This is a genomic window from Massilia cellulosiltytica, assembly GCF_047325105.1.
GTDB classification, from domain to species: Bacteria; Pseudomonadota; Gammaproteobacteria; order Burkholderiales; family Burkholderiaceae_D; genus Telluria; species Telluria orientalis.
In genome coordinates this window covers 5150265-5166126 of record NZ_CP168562.1, presented here as the reverse complement: position 1 = coordinate 5166126, position 15862 = coordinate 5150265, and the positions used below count along the sequence as shown (strand labels likewise).

The 15862-nt window shown below is 69.0% G+C and carries 18 protein-coding genes; 8 read left to right on the top strand and 10 right to left on the bottom strand.

Annotated features, from left to right (window positions below; all coding sequences use genetic code 11):
* Positions 1–45: 45 nt before the first annotated feature.
* From ACEN9H_RS22530 to ACEN9H_RS22500, 7 genes are all read right to left on the bottom strand, one after another.
* A complete protein-coding gene (locus ACEN9H_RS22530) occupies positions 46–1164 on the bottom strand; it encodes an AI-2E family transporter (protein ID WP_413672143.1) in 1119 nt (372 codons plus the stop codon).
* A complete protein-coding gene (gene htpX / locus ACEN9H_RS22525; RefSeq protein ID WP_056129068.1) occupies positions 1161–2030 on the bottom strand; it encodes a protease HtpX in 870 nt (289 codons plus the stop codon). Before htpX ends, ACEN9H_RS22530 begins: the two co-directional genes overlap by 4 nt.
* 123 nt (positions 2031–2153) lie before the next feature.
* The gene (locus ACEN9H_RS22520; protein WP_413672142.1) at positions 2154–2552 is read right to left on the bottom strand and encodes a GFA family protein; all 399 of its coding nucleotides are present in this window, start codon (positions 2550–2552) and stop codon (positions 2154–2156) included.
* An 8-nt stretch (positions 2553–2560) separates the two neighbouring features.
* A complete protein-coding gene (locus ACEN9H_RS22515; RefSeq protein ID WP_413672141.1) occupies positions 2561–4489 on the bottom strand; it encodes a CocE/NonD family hydrolase in 1929 nt (642 codons plus the stop codon).
* A gap of 58 nt (positions 4490–4547) precedes the next feature.
* Positions 4548–4922, bottom strand: coding sequence for a hypothetical protein (locus tag ACEN9H_RS22510; RefSeq protein ID WP_160410538.1), 375 nt, complete (start codon positions 4920–4922; stop codon positions 4548–4550).
* A gap of 10 nt (positions 4923–4932) precedes the next feature.
* Positions 4933–6300 (bottom strand): GIN domain-containing protein, encoded by a 1368-nt coding sequence (locus ACEN9H_RS22505; RefSeq protein ID WP_413672140.1) that lies wholly within the window; start codon positions 6298–6300, stop codon positions 4933–4935.
* 234 nt (positions 6301–6534) lie between these two features.
* On the bottom strand, positions 6535–7515 hold the full coding sequence (locus tag ACEN9H_RS22500) for a hypothetical protein (RefSeq protein ID WP_413672139.1): 981 nt from the start codon (positions 7513–7515) through the stop codon (positions 6535–6537).
* Positions 7516–7720: 205 nt separating this feature from the next.
* On the opposite strand from ACEN9H_RS22500, the gene ACEN9H_RS22495 reads away from it, so the two are divergent.
* The 8 genes from ACEN9H_RS22495 to ACEN9H_RS22460 all read left to right on the top strand — a co-directional run bounded on the left by ACEN9H_RS22495 (position 7721) and on the right by ACEN9H_RS22460 (position 13650).
* Complete coding sequence (locus ACEN9H_RS22495) at positions 7721–7906, top strand: hypothetical protein (RefSeq protein WP_036238481.1); 186 nt, start codon at positions 7721–7723, stop codon at positions 7904–7906.
* On the top strand, positions 7888–8373 hold the full coding sequence (locus tag ACEN9H_RS22490; protein ID WP_056129086.1) for a hypothetical protein: 486 nt from the start codon (positions 7888–7890) through the stop codon (positions 8371–8373). The genes ACEN9H_RS22495 and ACEN9H_RS22490 overlap by 19 nt, the downstream gene beginning before the upstream one ends.
* Positions 8374–8388: 15 nt before the next feature.
* On the top strand, positions 8389–9978 hold the full coding sequence (locus tag ACEN9H_RS22485; RefSeq protein WP_413672138.1) for an AAA family ATPase: 1590 nt from the start codon (positions 8389–8391) through the stop codon (positions 9976–9978).
* A 1-nt stretch (position 9979) separates the two neighbouring features.
* The gene (locus ACEN9H_RS22480) at positions 9980–10687 is read left to right on the top strand and encodes a general secretion pathway protein GspB (protein ID WP_413672137.1); all 708 of its coding nucleotides are present in this window, start codon (positions 9980–9982) and stop codon (positions 10685–10687) included.
* Positions 10674–11210 (top strand): molybdopterin-guanine dinucleotide biosynthesis protein B, encoded by a 537-nt coding sequence (mobB, locus tag ACEN9H_RS22475; protein ID WP_229412271.1) that lies wholly within the window; start codon positions 10674–10676, stop codon positions 11208–11210. The genes ACEN9H_RS22480 and mobB overlap by 14 nt, the downstream gene beginning before the upstream one ends.
* 93 nt (positions 11211–11303) lie before the next feature.
* The gene (locus ACEN9H_RS22470) at positions 11304–11504 is read left to right on the top strand and encodes a YjfB family protein (protein ID WP_371771517.1); all 201 of its coding nucleotides are present in this window, start codon (positions 11304–11306) and stop codon (positions 11502–11504) included.
* Between the two features lie 236 nt (positions 11505–11740).
* Complete coding sequence (locus ACEN9H_RS22465; RefSeq protein ID WP_056129100.1) at positions 11741–12010, top strand: DUF2282 domain-containing protein; 270 nt, start codon at positions 11741–11743, stop codon at positions 12008–12010.
* A gap of 8 nt (positions 12011–12018) precedes the next feature.
* Positions 12019–13650 carry a DUF692 family multinuclear iron-containing protein gene (locus tag ACEN9H_RS22460; RefSeq protein WP_413672136.1) on the top strand — a complete coding sequence of 544 codons (1632 nt, stop codon included), beginning with the start codon at positions 12019–12021 and terminating at the stop codon, positions 13648–13650.
* A gap of 17 nt (positions 13651–13667) precedes the next feature.
* Here ACEN9H_RS22460 and ACEN9H_RS22455 read toward each other — a convergent pair whose 3' ends face one another.
* The 3 genes from ACEN9H_RS22455 to fumC all read right to left on the bottom strand — a co-directional run bounded on the left by ACEN9H_RS22455 (position 13668) and on the right by fumC (position 15817).
* Positions 13668–13931 (bottom strand): DUF883 family protein, encoded by a 264-nt coding sequence (locus ACEN9H_RS22455; RefSeq protein WP_413672135.1) that lies wholly within the window; start codon positions 13929–13931, stop codon positions 13668–13670.
* A 160-nt stretch (positions 13932–14091) separates the two neighbouring features.
* Positions 14092–14304 (bottom strand): RNA-binding S4 domain-containing protein, encoded by a 213-nt coding sequence (locus ACEN9H_RS22450; RefSeq protein ID WP_036238457.1) that lies wholly within the window; start codon positions 14302–14304, stop codon positions 14092–14094.
* A gap of 118 nt (positions 14305–14422) precedes the next feature.
* Positions 14423–15817 (bottom strand): class II fumarate hydratase, encoded by a 1395-nt coding sequence (gene fumC, locus ACEN9H_RS22445; RefSeq protein WP_371764829.1) that lies wholly within the window; start codon positions 15815–15817, stop codon positions 14423–14425.
* Positions 15818–15862 lie beyond the last annotated feature (45 nt).

The window sequence follows — 15862 nt, the reverse complement described above, 5'->3', positions numbered from 1 at the left end:
GGTCAGGGCACTATAGGCAGCACTGATAGGCTTGTCAACAGGTATTTAATTGGTATTGTCGGTCCGGTCGACAGAGGCGGAATTGGTCTCGTCCGCTCTGCTGTAGACATCCACGTCGACTGGTGAATTGGTATTGAAGGCGGTATTGTCGCGCAGCCATTCGAACAGGATCGCCATCATGAACGGACCGACGAACAGGCCGATCACACCCAGGGTCGAGACACCGCCGAGAAGGCCGAACAGCACGGCGAGGAACGGCAGGTTGACGCGCCGGCCGATCAGCTTCGGGCGGATGAATTTATCGACGAGGAACAGCTCGAACGCGCCCCAGCAGAACAGGCCCAGCGCGGCGCCGGAATGGCCCTGGCCCAGCAGCAGCAGCGAGACGAGCGAGAACGACAGCGGCGCGCCGCCCGGCACGAGCGCGAAATACCCCGTGAGCACGCCCAGCAGCGCCGGCGCCGGCGCGCCCGCGATGGCGTAGGCGGCGCCGAGCACGCAGCCCTCGAGGATGGCGACGGAGACGAGGCCCAGCGCCGTGCCGCGCACGGACAGGGGGAACACGCGGCGCAGCATCGGATACTGGCGCGGCAGCGCGCGCATGCCGGCCGTGTCGACGTGGTGGATGGCGGCGGGGCCGTGCAGGTACAGGACGAACAGGGTGAGCAGGGCGAGGAACAGGTACAGCGCATTCGCGAGGATCGTCGAGCCCCACAGGCGCGCGGCGCCCGTCAGGTGCGGGGCGAAATCGCCGGCCGCGCTGCCGACGAGGCGGTTCAAGCCGCCGGGCAGGGCAAGGTGTTCGTTCCACCACTGGACAGCGTGTTCGGCCACCATCGGCAGGTGCGCGATCCAGACGGGGACGGGGATGCCCGTCTCGTTGGCGCGGGCCAGGAGGCGCTGCACGCCGGCCAGTTCGCCGCCCAGCGTATTCAGCAACAGGATGGATGGGCCGACGAAACCGAGGATCAGCAGGCCCACGAGGCAGGCCGCGCTGGCGGCCGGCGGCCAGCCGCGGCGCTGCAGGTGGACGTGCGCGGGCCAGGTGATCACGGCGAGCAGGCCGGCCCAGGCCAGCGCGCCGAGGAAGTGCTGCAGGAGGACGGCCAGCGCCAGCGCGAACAGCGCCGGCACGAGAAGTCTGGGGGCGCGCCGGTCCGTCATGCCTGCTGCAAGGCCGCGATGCGGTCCTCGCACGACGGGTGGCTGCTGAACAGGGCCAGCATGCCGCCGCCGGCGATACCCGCTGCTGCCAGGTTCTTCGGCAGGTCGGCGTGATCCAGGCCGCCCAGGCGACGGAGCGCGGCGATCATCGGGCGCGGCGTGCCCATGATCCGGGCGGCGCCGCGGTCGGCACGGTATTCGCGCTGGCGCGAGAACCAGGCCACGATGATGCTGGCCACGAGGCCGAACAGCAGGTCGCACACGACCGACGTGATCGTGAACGCGATGCCGGGACCGCGCTCCTCGCCGTCGCGGCGCAGGAACTGGTCGACAAAGTACGCGACGACGCGCGCCAGGAAGATCACGAACGTGTTCACGACGCCCTGGATCAGCGTGAGCGTCACCATGTCGCCGTTCGCGACGTGCGCCACTTCGTGCGCGAGCACCGCTTCCACTTCATCGTGCGTCATCGACGTGAGCAGGCCGGTCGACACGGCGACGAGCGACGCGTTCTTCGTCGCGCCGGTCGCGAATGCGTTCGGCGCGCCTTCGTAGATCGCGACTTCCGGCAGCGCGATGCCGGCCTTCTGCGCCTGGCGCGCGACGGTGTCGAGCAGCCAGCGCTCGGTGGGGTTGGACGGCTGCGCGATCACGCGCGCACCGGTCGACCATTTCGCGATGGGCTTCGACAGCCACAGCGAAATGAAGGCGCCGCCGAAGCCCATCAGGCCGGCGAAGACGAGCAGGGCGCCCAGGTTCAGGCCCTTGGCCGTCAGGTATTGGTTAACGCCCAGCAGGCTCGCCGTGATGCCAAGCACGAGCATGATGGCGAGGTTGGTGGCAAGGAAAAGCAGGATGCGTTTCATGGTCGTATCTCTCATCAATAACAAGAATCGCGGCGCAAGCGGCCGTGGTCAAGGCGAAGGATAGGACAAGGAGGCATCTTGGAAAAGCGAAGTAAACAGAAGGATTTCTTCGGAAAAATGGAATTATAACTGACACACGTCGGCCGGCGGGTTGTCCCAGTCGTCATCGCGGCCGTTCAGGTACGTGACGGGGAGCGCCGCGCGTGCGTCGGCCGCCAGGTCGTCCAGGCAGTGTACGCTGACCGCCACATACTCTCCCCAGCGCGGCGACGTGCCCGTGCCGAACGGCCGGATGCCGCACGTGGCGCAGAACAGGTGGCGTTCCGTGCGCGTGTTGCAGCGGTATTCCGTCAGCGCGCCGGCGCCATGCAGAAGGCGGAACGCGGCCGCGGGCACGATCGCCGCCCAGTTGCGCTGCTTGGTGCAGAGACTGCAGTTGCAGACGATCGTGCCGCGATCGAGGTCGATGTCGGCCGCGAAGCGCACGGCGCCGCAGTGGCAGCTGCCGTGCCAGGTGCGCACGCCGCCCGTCATTGCGCCGCTTTCACGAGCGGCAGTTCGACGTAGCTGCTGTGGTAGATGCGCTGCGTGGCCTTGCGGTAGTCCCCCGGCTGGGCGAAGAAGATGTTCGGCACGAACGTCTGCGGATTGCGGTCGTACAGCGGGAACCAGCTCGATTGCACCTGCACCATGATGCGGTGGCCGGGCAGGAACACGTGGTTCGCCGTCGGCAGCTTGAAGCGGTACGCCAGCGCCTTGTTCGGCGCCAGCGCCTTCGGCTTGTCGAAGCCTTCGCGGTAGCGGCCGCGGAAGATGTCGCCCGCGACCATCAGCTGGTAGCCGCCCAGCGCCGGCTGCGATCCCACCTGGTCCGGGTACACGTCGATCAGCTTGACGACCCAGTCGGAGTCCGTGCCGCTCGTCGACGCGACGAGGTGCGCGACCGGCTCGCCGCTGATCTTCACGGGCGCCGTCAGCACGTCGGACACAAACGTCGCGACGTCCGTGCGGCCCGACGCCTCGCGCTGGTCGTCGACGAGCCAGCGCGGCCACGTCTGCCCCTTCGCTTCGTCGTAGCCGTACGGCGGAATCGGACGCTGGCGGAAGGGCACGGGCTTGGCCGGGTCGGACACGTATTCGTCGTAGCCCTTCGCATCGGCCGCGCCGCCCAGCTGGGCCTTCTGGTTCGCGGCCAGGCGCAGCGCGACGGGTTCGATGGCGCCGCTCGGCCACGCGGCCAGGTTGCGCCACTTGTTCGTTCCGGTCTCGAACGCGGTCACCGTCGGAATCGCGGGTACACTCCCATCGCCTTTCAGGTAACGCGCGAGGAACGGTTTCAAGACCTGCTGGCGCCAGTACAACGCCGTGTCGCTGCCGAATTTCAAAGCGCCCAGCGTGGCGCCGTCGCCGATCGCGCCGCCGTGCGACCATGGGCCCAGCGACAGGAACACCTTGTTCTCCGTGTCGTGCGGCTTGATCGCCTTCCACACGGCGATGGCGCCGTAGATGTCTTCCGCGTCCCAGTAACTGTGCACGAGGAGCGTCGGCACCGTGACGGGCTGGCGCGCGAGGATAGTATCCATCGCCTGCTGCTGCCAGAACGCGTCGTACGCCGGATGCGCGACGACCTTGTTCCAGAAGCCGCTCTGTTCCAGGCCCCGTTCGCGGCCCAGCGCGCCCGCGGAACCGGCGCGCAGGTACATGTCGTAGTCGTCATAGTTCGTGACGGGCCACTTGGCCGTGTTCGCGCGCGTGACGACCTGTTCCAGCATGTACGACATATTGATCTGCCGGAAGGCGCCGTTGTGGAACCAGTCGTCGCCCTTCCAGCCGTCCACCATCGGATTCATCGGCACCGCGACCTTCAGCGCCGGGTGCGGATTCACGAGCGCCATCAGCGGCAGGAAGCCGTCGTACGAAATGCCGATGATGCCTACGCGGCCGTTCGTCTCGGGGACGTTCTTCGTCAGCCACTCGATCGTGTCGTACGTGTCGGTCGAGTGGTCGACGGGCGTCGGGTTCAGCGGGCCATGCAGCGGGCGGTTCATCACGTAGTCGCCTTCGGAACCGTACTTGCCGCGCACGTCCTGCACGACGCGGATATAGCCTTCTCCGGCGATGACGTCGGCCGCGTTGTCGTAGCCCGTCAGGATCGTCTCCAGGTCGGCGCTGTCCGCGTGGTTCACGAGGCTGGACGCATCATACGGCGTGCGCGTGAGCAGGATGGGTGCGTTCTGCACGCCCTTCGGCACGATGATGATGGTGTTCAGCTTCGTCCCGTCGCGCATGGGGATCATCACCGTGCGCTTCACGTAGTTGAAGCCGGCGTCGGGCGCCCTGAATTCGGCCGGGGTCTCGGACGGGAGTTCCGCATACTGCGGCGCCGTCTGCGCGTGCGCGAAACCGGCGAGCGCCACTGCACCGATGAGCGGCGCGAGGCGGACTGGGAATGACGTCATCGATATCCTTGGGCGTGTCGTGGGCGGCGCCCGCTACATTAGCACAAGGACCAGGCGTTCAGCCGTGGGCGGTACGTGGCGCGGCGTGCGGATGGTCGAGCTGGACTTCCCGCAGCGCGGCCTCGAACAGCACCACGCGGCGCGCGCGCGGCAGCGCTTCCCACCACGCGAGCGGGAAGGTCAGGCGCCGGTCGGCCATGCGCACGAACGCGTCGAAGCCGGGCTGCGTCTCGAGGAGCACGATGGCTTCAATCAGATGCGCGGCGCGCACCTCGATGCGCAAGCCGTCCTCGTTCGCATAGGCCAGCACGCGGCTCACGTCCGCCCACGGCACGACGGTGTCGTCGGCGGCGAAGCAGTCCGGGAACACGCGCACGGCGGGGGCAAGCGCCGGCACCAGGCGGCGTTTGATACGGGCGAAGACGGACAGCATGGCGACCTCCTTAGCGGGTCGTGTGCGAACCGCTGCGGTCGACGAGCAGCAGCTGGCCGCGCGCGACGGTCTTCGTGTCCGCGCGGTCGGGCTGGGAGACGACGTTGACCGAGGCGGTGCCCGGTCCGTGCACGACGATGTCGGCATGGGCGGCCGTCAGGCCGTGGCCATCGAGGCTGCCCGAGCCCGCGATCTGGGCGTCGACCTGGGCAACACGCCCATCGATGCGGGCGTCGCCCGGACCGTTCATGCGCAGCAGCAGGCGCTTGCCGGACATGCTCGCCTTCAGGCCGCCGGAGCCCGACAGGGCCGCGTCCAGCGTATCGCCCACGTTCGCCAGCGTGACGCCGCCGGGGCCGCGGGCCCGCACCGTGGCCTTGCCCGTCTTGAGGCCGGCCGCATCGAGGTCGCCCGAGCCGGCCAGTTCCACGTTCAGGTCGCCCACCGTGCCGGCCAGCGCGACGTTGCCCGGCCCGTTCATGCGCAACTGCGCCGTCCCGGCCTGCAGGCCGCGCACGGCCAGTTCGCCCGAGCCGTCCACTTCGCCGTCGAACTTGCGGATGGCGCCCGCGAGGCACGCATTGCCCGGTCCGCGCTGCACGCTGCGCGCGCCGCCGTCGATGCGCAGGTCGCATCCTTCGAAGTCGCCCGAGCCGGACATCTCCAGGTCCAGTTCGCGCGCGCTGCCCGACAGCTGGACGTTGCCCGGCCCGCGCATGCGTGCCGTCACCTTGCTCGCGCGCAGGCCGTCCGCTTCCAGGTCGCCGGAGCCGCCGGCCTGCACGGACAGCGTGCCGCTCACGTCGGCCAGTTCCACGTCGCCCGGACCGTTCAGCGCCAGGTCGACGTCGCCGGCCTTCAGGCGCCGCAGCTCCAGGTCGCCGCTGCCGCTGGACGTCACGGTCAGCTGGCGCACGGTGCCGCTCGCGTGCACGTCGCCCGGGCCGTTGCCGGCCAGCGTGAAGCGCTCGGCGTCGATGCGGTCGATCTCGACGTCGCCGCTGCCGGCCACCGTCAGGCGTTTCAGGGCAGACGCGCCGATGCGGACGGTGACCGTCTCGCGGCGCTTGCCGAAGTTGAAGAAGAAACCGTTGCGCTGCACGGGGCGCACGACGAGCGTGTCGCCGCGCACGACGGTCTCGATCTCGGCCAGCTGCTTGCGTTCGCCGCTCAGTTCCAGCGACGGCTTCGCCTGGGCGTCGATCACGACGTGGTACGGGCCCGCCAGCTCGATCGCGCTGAATGCCGTGACGGCACGCTGTTCGGTGGCGACGGCATTGCCCGTGTCCTGCGGCCGGGCGAACGAGGCGGGCATCGTGACGAAGGCGCCGGCCGCGAGCGCGGCGGCCAGGACGGTGAGCTTGAGGGCGTTTTTCATGGTGTCGTCGTTGTTGTCTGCGGCAGCGCCGGGAGACTGCACGATACGGCAGGCAGGACGCCGGCGCAGCCGGCTTTCGACGAATGCGCGAAAACGGGGGACAGGCTGCGGAAAACATGGAGTGGACGGCCCGTACCTCGTCGTTCCCGCGCAGGCGGGAATCCAATTTTGCGTGCTTCTCGGTAGCGCTACATTGGGCCCCTGCCTTCGCAGGGGCCACGGTCTTCAGCGCGGCTATTTGATCGGCGTAACCGAGAATCCAGCCTGTGCGAGATCGTCCAGCAGCCCGCCGCAATCCGCGTCGTCATGCCGCGCCGCGAACAGGTTGCGCACGGGGACCACGTAGAAATGCGCGCGCCCATCCGCCACCTTCGCCATGCGCGCGATCCAGTCGCGGTTGCGCGCGCAGACGAGGCCTGCGTCCAGCGGCGCCAGCCGGGTCAGCGGACTCCCGTCGGCCGGCGCGCGGCCGCGCAGCAGGGCGTCGAAGTCGCGCGTGAGGCGCGCCGTGGCCGTTGCGGAGGACGGCGCGCTGTCCACGACGTCCAGCAGCATCATCGTGCGGCGCGGCCCGGCGGCGCAGTAGGCATGCATCATGCCCGTGCGGTAATCGATGTCGTGCACGGGGATGTCCGGGCGCGCGCGTACGAGGGCCTCGGCGACGTTGACGCCTTCGTTGACGCCTTGTTTGTGGTCCGGCGCGGCGGACGCGAGCGAGGCCGCCTGGACCCGTGCGAATTGCAGCAGCGTGAATTCGTCGCTCATCTCGATCAGGCGCGCCCAGGACTGCGCCTGGGTGTCCGGGTCGGGCGCCTTCGCGAGCGCCTTGACGTCGAGGGCGTCGCGCCGGGCCATGTCGGCCTGCAGCGCGAGCGTGAGGATGCGCTGGCGCGCGTCGTTCAGCGTGGCAATGCCTTGCTCGTCGAGCTGGCGCAGGTCGCATCCCGGTGTCGCCGGGCCTTCCTCGCCATCGCCCACGCCTTCGACCGCCAGCGTGGCGGACGCGCGCAGCGCGGGCAGCACGGCGCGCGTGTAATAGGCGTCGAATTCGGCCGGCAGGCCGGCGGGCGTCGCGGCGAGCACGTACAGCGTGGTCGTGCCATGGCCTTCGACCGCGTGCGTGGCTTTCCACAGGCGGGGCGTGGCGGCATGCGCCGTGCAGGCCGCCAGGGCGAGCGCGCAGGCGAGGAGGCGGGGGAGGCGGGCGGTCGTCATGCCGGCGATTATAGGTCGCGGCCCGCCTGCCCGCCGGGATCGCCTTGGCAGCATGACAACCGCGACCGGCTGCAGATGTGGCTGGAGCGCAACGACGTAGCCTGCCGGGCCATTACGCGCACGCCATCCCGGCGCACGCCTGGTGCCCGGCCGTGGCCGGAACGGAGGGCGAATGTCATAATGGGCGCTCGTCAAGGAGATCATCGTGATTCGCTACATGGGCACCCGCAAGAATGCGGAAGGTGCCTCCGTCTATATATTCATCGTCAACGGCATGGAAAAGGAAGTGCGCGAGCACGCGCTCAAGCAGCATCCAGGCTGTTACGAGGCGCTGCCGGCCTCGGTGAAGGCGAAGATCGCCGCCAACCGCGCATGGTTGGGAAAATTGTAGGCCTGCTGGCTGCCGCACTGGCGCTCGTCGCGCCCGTGCACGCGCAGACCCAGGACAAGCCGCCGTCCACGTTCGGCCCCGTCATCGGCGCGGCCCTGCTGTGCCACGACCATCTCGACAACAAGTATTTCTATGCCTGGCTGAAGACCCATTTCGGCCCCGCGTACAAGCACGAAGGCGGCGCGTACTGGTTCCGCACGGGCGAGACGACCCTGTGGGGCGCGCCCGTCACCGAGGTGATGGTCAGCGACGACACGAGCGAATGGGTGTTCGTGGGCGCCGTCGCCGACGTGGCGCCGGACGAACTGGAACAGGCCGTCCGCAAGGCGGCGGGCGTGCGCCATCTGGCGGCCGATGCCTCGCCTTACCCTTTGCGCGTATCCGTCCCCGGCAGCACGATCGCTTACTACAATGCCAAAAGCAAAATATACTGCGCGAAGTTCAAACCGCTGCCACCGCGCCGGTAAGCTTTTGGTATTGACATGTACACAAACTATTTCCACTTAAAACAGGCGCCGTTTTCCATCGCGCCCGATCCGCGTTACCTGTTCATGAGCGAACGCCATCGCGAGGCGCTCGCGCACCTGCTCTATGGGATAGGCAGCGGCGGCGGCTTCGTGCTGCTCACGGGCGAGATCGGCGCGGGCAAGACGACCGTGTGCCGCTGCTTCATCGAGCAGGTGCCGGACGACTGCCGCCTGGCCTATATCTTCAACCCGAAGCTGACGGTCGAGGAATTGCTGCAGACGATCTGCGACGAATTCCGCATCACCGTGTCGTCCGCGGCGGGGGTGAAGGCCTATGTGGACGCGATCAACGCCTACCTGCTCGACAGCCACGCGCAGGGGCACAACAACGTGCTCGTGATCGACGAGGCGCAGAACCTGTCGGCCCAGGTGCTGGAGCAGCTGCGCCTCCTGACGAACCTGGAGACCAGCGAGCGCAAGCTCCTGCAGATCATCCTGATCGGCCAGCCCGAACTGCGCACGATGCTCGCGCGGCCCGAACTGGAGCAGCTGGCCCAGCGCGTCATCGCCCGCTACCATCTCGGGCCGTTGTCCGCCGACGAGACGGGCGCCTATGTCGCGCACCGCCTGGCCGTCGCGGGCGTGCAGGGCACGACGCCGGTTCCCGCCGCGCTGGCGCCATCGATCCACCGCCTGACGGAAGGCGTCCCGCGCCGCATCAACCTGTTGTGCGACCGCGCGCTGCTCGGCGCCTATGTCGAGAACAGCCGCGACGTCACGCCGGCGATCCTGCGCCGCGCCGCGCGCGAGGTGTTCGCCGGCGACGATGCGATCGCCGGCGGAGCGCCGCGCAAGCCGCTGCGCTGGCCGTTCGTGGCCGGCGGCGTGCTGGCCGGCGCCGCCATCAGCGCGGCGGCGTGGCAGGCGGTGCCGCATCGTACGACGCCTGCGCCGGCTGCGCCCGTGGCCGTGAAAGCGCAGCCCGCGTCCGCGAAGGCGGGCATGCAGCCCAAGCCGCTGGCGCTGTCCACGCAGGACGACGCGCTGCGCGAACTGGGCGCGCTGTGGGGCCAGCAGCTGCCGGCCGCCGCCGCGTGCGACGCCGCGCCGCGCGCCGGCCTGCGCTGCTACCAGGGCCGCGGCGGCCTGTATGAACTGCGCCTGCTCGACCGGCCGGCCATCGTCGGCCTGCACGACGGCGCCCGGGTCGGCTACGCCGTGCTCACCGGCATGGACGACGACACGGCCACGCTCGCGATCAACGGCCAGCGCCACACGGTCAGCCTGGGGCTGCTCGCGACCCGCATCGACGGCGAGTACACGACCTTGTGGAAGGTGCCGCGCGGTTTCCGCGACCAGGTGGGGCCGGGCGACAGCGGGCCGGACGTCGACTGGATCGCCGCCCGCCTCGCGGAACTGGACGGCAGGCGCGCCGCGCCGCCGGCCGGGCAAGTCCTGGACGAGCCCACGCGGCGCCTGCTGCGCGCGTTCCAGGTCAAGCAGAACCTGAAGGCGGACGGCCTGGCCGGTCCGCGCACCTACATGCGCCTGAACCAGCTGGCGGGCGTCGACGAACCGCGCCTGCTGGCAGCCACCGGGAAGTGATATGTCGTACATCCTCGAAGCCCTGAAGAAGGCCCAGGCCGAACGCCAGCTCGGCAACGCGCCGACGATCCACGCGCCGCAGGCGTCGACGCCCGCGCCGGCGGCCGCCGCGGCGAGCCGCAAGCCGCTGTTCGTCGGCCTCGGCGCCGGGGCGCTCGTCGTCGTCGCGGGGGCGCTGGTGCTGGGCCGGCCGGCGCCGGCGCCGCAGACCGTCGCGCAGCGCGCGCCCGCGCCGGAGCCGCTGGTGGTGAGCGCGCCGCCAGCGCCGCCGCCCGTGACCGTGCGCGAACGCGTACCCGCGCCCGCGCCGGCAGCGCCCGCGCCGGAGCCGCTGGTGGTGAGCGCGCCGCCAGCGCCGCCGCCCGTGACCGTGCGCGAACGCGTACCCACGCCCGCGCCCGCACCCGCACCTTCCCGCCCGGCCCCGGTGCCGGTGCCGGCCGCTGCGCCGGCGCCCGTCGCGAAGGCGGCGCCGGAAGACAGCCTGCCGTTCCTGCAGCAGCTGCCCGACGCCCAGCAGCGCGACATCCCGCGCGTCACGTTCGGCGGCTACATGTATTCCGCCAACGCGGCCGACCGCCTGCTGATCGTCGACAAGGCGCTGCGCCACGAAGGCGAGGAGGTCGCCCCCGGCCTCGTGCTGGAAAAGCTGCTGCCCAGGGCGGCCGTCATGAACTTCCGGGGAATCCGCTACCGTGTCGCCTACTGATTTCGCCGGCCGCGGGCCCGTGCTGGGCGTCATCGGATGGTCCGGCAGCGGCAAGACGACGCTGCTGGAACTCGTCGTCGCGCGGCTGGCCGCGTCCGGGCTGCGCGTCAACGTCGTCAAGCACAGCCACCACGACGTCATGCTGGAACCGCCGCACAAGGACAGCGCCCGCATGCGCGCGGCCGGCGCGGCCGAGGTCATGATCGCATCGCCGTACCGCGTGGCCATCATGCGCGAGCTGCGCGGCGCCGCGGAGCCGTCGCTGGCCGAACACCTGGCACGCCTCGCGCCGGCGGACCTGACCCTGGTGGAAGGCTATAAATGGGAGGCGCTGCCCAAGCTGGAGGTGTACCGGCCCGACGTCGGCAAGCCGCCGATGTTCCCGGGTGATCCGCACATCGTGGCCGTCGCGTCCACGATGGCGCGCCCGCAGGGGCTGGCGCCGCAGGTGGCGTGGCTGGACCTGCTCGACGCGGACGCCGTCTTGCGCTGGGTCAGGCAATTTAATGGTTTGCCCGCCTAAAGTTCCAGCCCGTCGTGTCGTTAACACTGGATAAGCGGTCGTGCGGGCGAACCCCGTGCTGGCCGACCGTCGACACACCCACCAGGAGCGCATATGGACGCCTTAGGTATCGCCAAGCTTGCCACCAGCATCGCCGACACCGGCATCCGCCAGGACGTCGCCGTCGCCGTGCTGAAAAAGACGCAGGACATCCAGGCCTCGGCAGCCACCCAGCTGCTGGAAGCGGTGCAGTCCGCCGCACCGGCGCCGAACCTGCCGCCGCACCTGGGCAACCACATCAACACGACGGCCTGACGCGCGCGCGTCAACGGAATTCCCGCCGCCCGCGTTATCGGCCCAGTACCCGGCACGACGGGGGCGGCCACACAATACCATCCGCTCAGCCGCCACCATCGGGCTGCCGCCAGCGACGACGACGTCCGGCGCGCAGCCGACAACGGCCGCCCCGGCCGGGTTACTTTTCCACTCGTTACGCTCCGGCCGGGATAGAATGCCTGCCGTGTACTGACCTGCATTTCGGAGAACCCCCAATGAACAAACGACAAGCCCTGATCGCTGCCGCGCTCGCGAGCGTCTGCGCCACCCAGGCCACGGCCGGCGGCCAGATGGATGCGCAATCCGGCAACGAAGAAAAATGCTACGGCGTCGCCAAGGCCGGCCAGAACGACTGCGGCACCGCCACCCACGGCTGCGCCGGCATGGCGACGGCCGACAAGGACCCGGGCGAATGGAAATTCGTCCCGAAGGGCACCTGTGAAAAAGACGGCGGCAAACTGAATCCGCCGAAACAGGGTAAATAAGCCTCACCATGGCCGCCGCCCGCCGTGCCGGCCTTGGCCTGCGCGCGCCGCATTACCGCGATTTCCTCGAACGCCGGCCCGACGTTGGCTGGGTTGAGGTCCACACGGAAAACTTTCTCGCACGCGCCGGCCACGACTGGCGCGTGCTGTCCGCGGTGCGCCGCGACTATCCGGTCAGCCTGCACGGCGTGGGCCTCGGCCTCGGGTCCGTGCACGGCTTTTCCGATGACCACCTGGCCCGCGTGGCCGCCCTCGTGCGTACACTCCAGCCGGTGCTCGTCTCCGAACACTTGTCCTGGGGCGCGCTGCGCGACCGCCAGCTGAACGACCTGCTGCCCCTGCGGCTGGACCGTGAGGCGCTCGACCTCGTCGCCGCGCGCGTCGCGCGCGTGCAGGACGTGCTGGGACGGCGCATCCTCGTCGAAAACGTCTCCACCTACGTGCGCTTCGCGGGCGACGCGATGAGCGAGGCGGACTTCCTCGCCGAACTCGCGCGCCGCACGGGCTGCGGCGTGCTGCTGGACGTGAACAACCTGTACGTCAACGAGCGCAATCACGGCGAGGATGCGCATGCCGCCATCGCCGCGCTGCCGGCCGGCTGCGTGGGCGAGATCCACCTGGGCGGCCATCTCGTCACGGACGATGGCCTCATCGACCACCACGGCGCCCGCGTCGCGCCGCCCGTGTGGGACCTGTACCGCGCGGCGCTGGCCCGCTTCGGCGCCGTGCCCACGCTCGTCGAATGGGACACGGACCTGCCGCCGCTCGACGTGCTGCTCGACGAGGCGGCGCAGGCGGATGCGATTGCCGCGACGGCGGGGCCGGGCGTGGTCGCCGACAGCGCCGTCGCGCCCGTCGACCCGGCACCGGCCGCCGGCCTGGAGGCTCTCCAGCAAACCTTCGGCGCGGCGCTGTTCGACGGCACGCACGACGCCGCATTAGCTCCGCTGCTGAAAGGCGATCCGCGCCGCGTCGGCATCTACCGGGGCAACCTGCACGCGCACTGGACGCGCGCGCTGGCGTCGGCGTACCCCGTGCTGCGCCAGCTCGTGGGCGAGGAATTCTTCGACGCGCTCGCGCGGGTCTACGGCCAGGCGCATCCGGCGCGCGATCCGGACCTCAATCGTTTCGGCGCCGCGCTGCCCGACTTCCTCGCCGGTTTTACGCCGGCGGCCGATCATCCCTACCTGCCCGACGTCGCGCGCCTCGAATGGTGCGTGCACGAGGCGTGGTACGCGCCCGATGCGGATGCGGCACCCGCGAGCCTCGCCGGCCTCGCGCCGGATGCCTTCGAGGCGGCGCGCGTCGTGCTGCATCCGGCGCTGCGCCTGCATGCGTCGCCGTGGGCCACGGTGGCGCTGTGGCGCGCGCACCAGGCGGACGGTCCGGACTTTCCGGATGAATTGCAGACGGCCACGCACGCGCTGGTGCTGCGGCCCCGGCTCGACGTGGAAGTGGAAGCCATCGGCGCGGCGGAACATGCGGCGCTGGCGTGCCTGGCGCGCGGCGACACCTTCGGCGCGGCGCTCGATGCGGCATTCGATGTGGACGAGGACTTCGATGTGGCCGTGCACCTGCGGCGCTGGCTCGATCGGGGAATGGTGGCGGGAATCAAAAACGGGGCAAACGCGGCGCCGTAGACGGTGGCGCCGCGCGGTCAGTGGTAGAAAGCGCGCAGGATGCGTTCTTCTCCGGTCTTGTCGTGGTGCAGCTCGTTGGCCGCACGCGTCGCGTCCATCATCCGGTTCAACTGGTCCTCTTCGAAGCGGGCCAGTTCCTCATTGGCGGCATTGAGCGCGACGGCCAGCTTGGCGCGGGCGTTCTGGTACACGACACCGGTGTAGTGATCGGTATTCTTGAGCAGTTCTTCCGCGTTTTCGATGACGAGACGCAGGTCGCCGATCAAGCGCTGCTGCGTCATGGAGCTTGATTCTGGGGTTTCCATCTTCCTCACCTTTGGGCCGAATGTTACGACTTCAATATAGAGAAGGGGGACTGCCCAAGTTTGTCAGCGCGCAAACGTCAACCCTACCGTCGGGGACGGCTCGCGCGGTGCGACCGCGGGGTGCGCCGGGTGCGCCTCAGCGCACTTGAATACGAATATCGCCCAGCGTTACGACCTGGCCCGCGCGGATCTTGGCCGTCTTGCGCAGTTCCTTCTTTCCATCGACCGACACGTCGCCGCTCGCCACCACGTGCTTGCCGGCGCCGCCGCTGTCCACCACGCCGACCAGTTTCAACAGCTGGTTCAGTTCGATGAACTCCGAAGTCAGTTCAAAAGTTGTTGTTTGCATTTTATCCTCTGTTAAAAATGGGCGTCGTACTGTTGTGTTCGTTTAGACAATACTTTTCAAAAAAACAACGTCGCCCCCACGTGGGCGGGGGCGACGTCGCGAATTCCATGCGGTACCGTCAGGCCGGGCTGGGCCGCGTCATCTCGATCGGCACGATCCACTGGTCGAACTGCGTCTCGTCGACGAAGCCCGATTGCAGGGCTGCCTGGCGCAAGGTCAGGCCGTTGTGCTGGGCCGTCTTGGCGATTTGCGCGGCGCGATCATACCCGATATGCGGGGCCAGCGCGGTCACCAGCATCAGCGACTGCTCCATCAATTCGCCGATGCGCTTGCGGTTCGGCTCGATGCCCTGCGCGCAATGCTCGTCGAACGAGCGCATGCCGTCCGCCAGCAGGCGCGCGCTCTGCAGGAAGTTGTGGGCGATCATCGGCTTGAACACGTTCAGTTCGAAGTTGCCCTGCGCGCCGCCGACCGTGATCGCCACATCGTTGCCGAACACCTGGCAACACAGCATCGTCAGCGCCTCGCACTGGGTCGGGTTCACCTTGCCCGGCATGATCGAGCTGCCCGGCTCGTTTTCCGGGATCGTGATCTCGCCCAGGCCGGAGCGGGGGCCGGACGCCATCCAGCGCACGTCGTTGGCGATCTTCATCAGCGCCGTGGCCAGCGTCTTGAACGCGCCGTGCGCCAGCACCATCGCGTCATGGCCGGCCAGCGCCATGAACTTGTTCGGCGCCGACTTGAATTGCAGGCCGGTGCGCGACGCGATCTCGGCCGCGATGCGGTTGGCGAATTCCGGATGCGCGTTCAGGCCCGTGCCCACCGCGGTGCCGCCGGCGGCCAGCAGCAGCAGGCCGGGCAACGTGTTCTTGATCGCGTGCTCGGCGAATTCGAGTTGCGCCACGTAGCCGGAGAATTCCTGGCCCAGGGTGAGCGGCGTCGCATCCTGCAGGTGCGTGCGGCCGATCTTGACGATGTCGGCGAAGTCGCGCGACTTCACTTCCAGCGTGCCGCGCAGCTTTGCCAGCGCCGGCAGCACGTCCCTGGCGACGGCGAGCGCGGCCGCCACGTGCATCGCGGTGGGAAACATGTCGTTCGACGATTGGCCCATGTTGACGTGGTCGTTCGGATGCAGCAGGCGCGCCTCGCCCCGCTCGCCGCCCAGCAGTTCCGAGGCGCGGTTTGCGAGCACCTCGTTCATGTTCATGTTGCTCTGGGTGCCGGAGCCGGTCTGCCACACGGACAGCGGAAATTCGGACGGATGACGGCCTTCCAGCACTTCGTCGGCCGCGCGGATGATCGCATCGGCCTTGTCTTGCGGGAGCTTGCCGAGCGAGCGGTTGACGGCGGCGGCCGCGCGCTTCACCTGCGCCAATGCGGCGACCAGTTCCGGCGCCATCTTCTCGCTCGAAATGTGGAAGTGGTGCAGCGAACGCTGGGTCTGCGCACCCCACAGTTGATCGTTCGGTACGTCGATCGGGCCGAAGCTGTCCTTCTCAATCCGGTTTTCCATGGATGCATCCTGTTGGTTTGACAATGGAATTAAAGAGTGTACCGC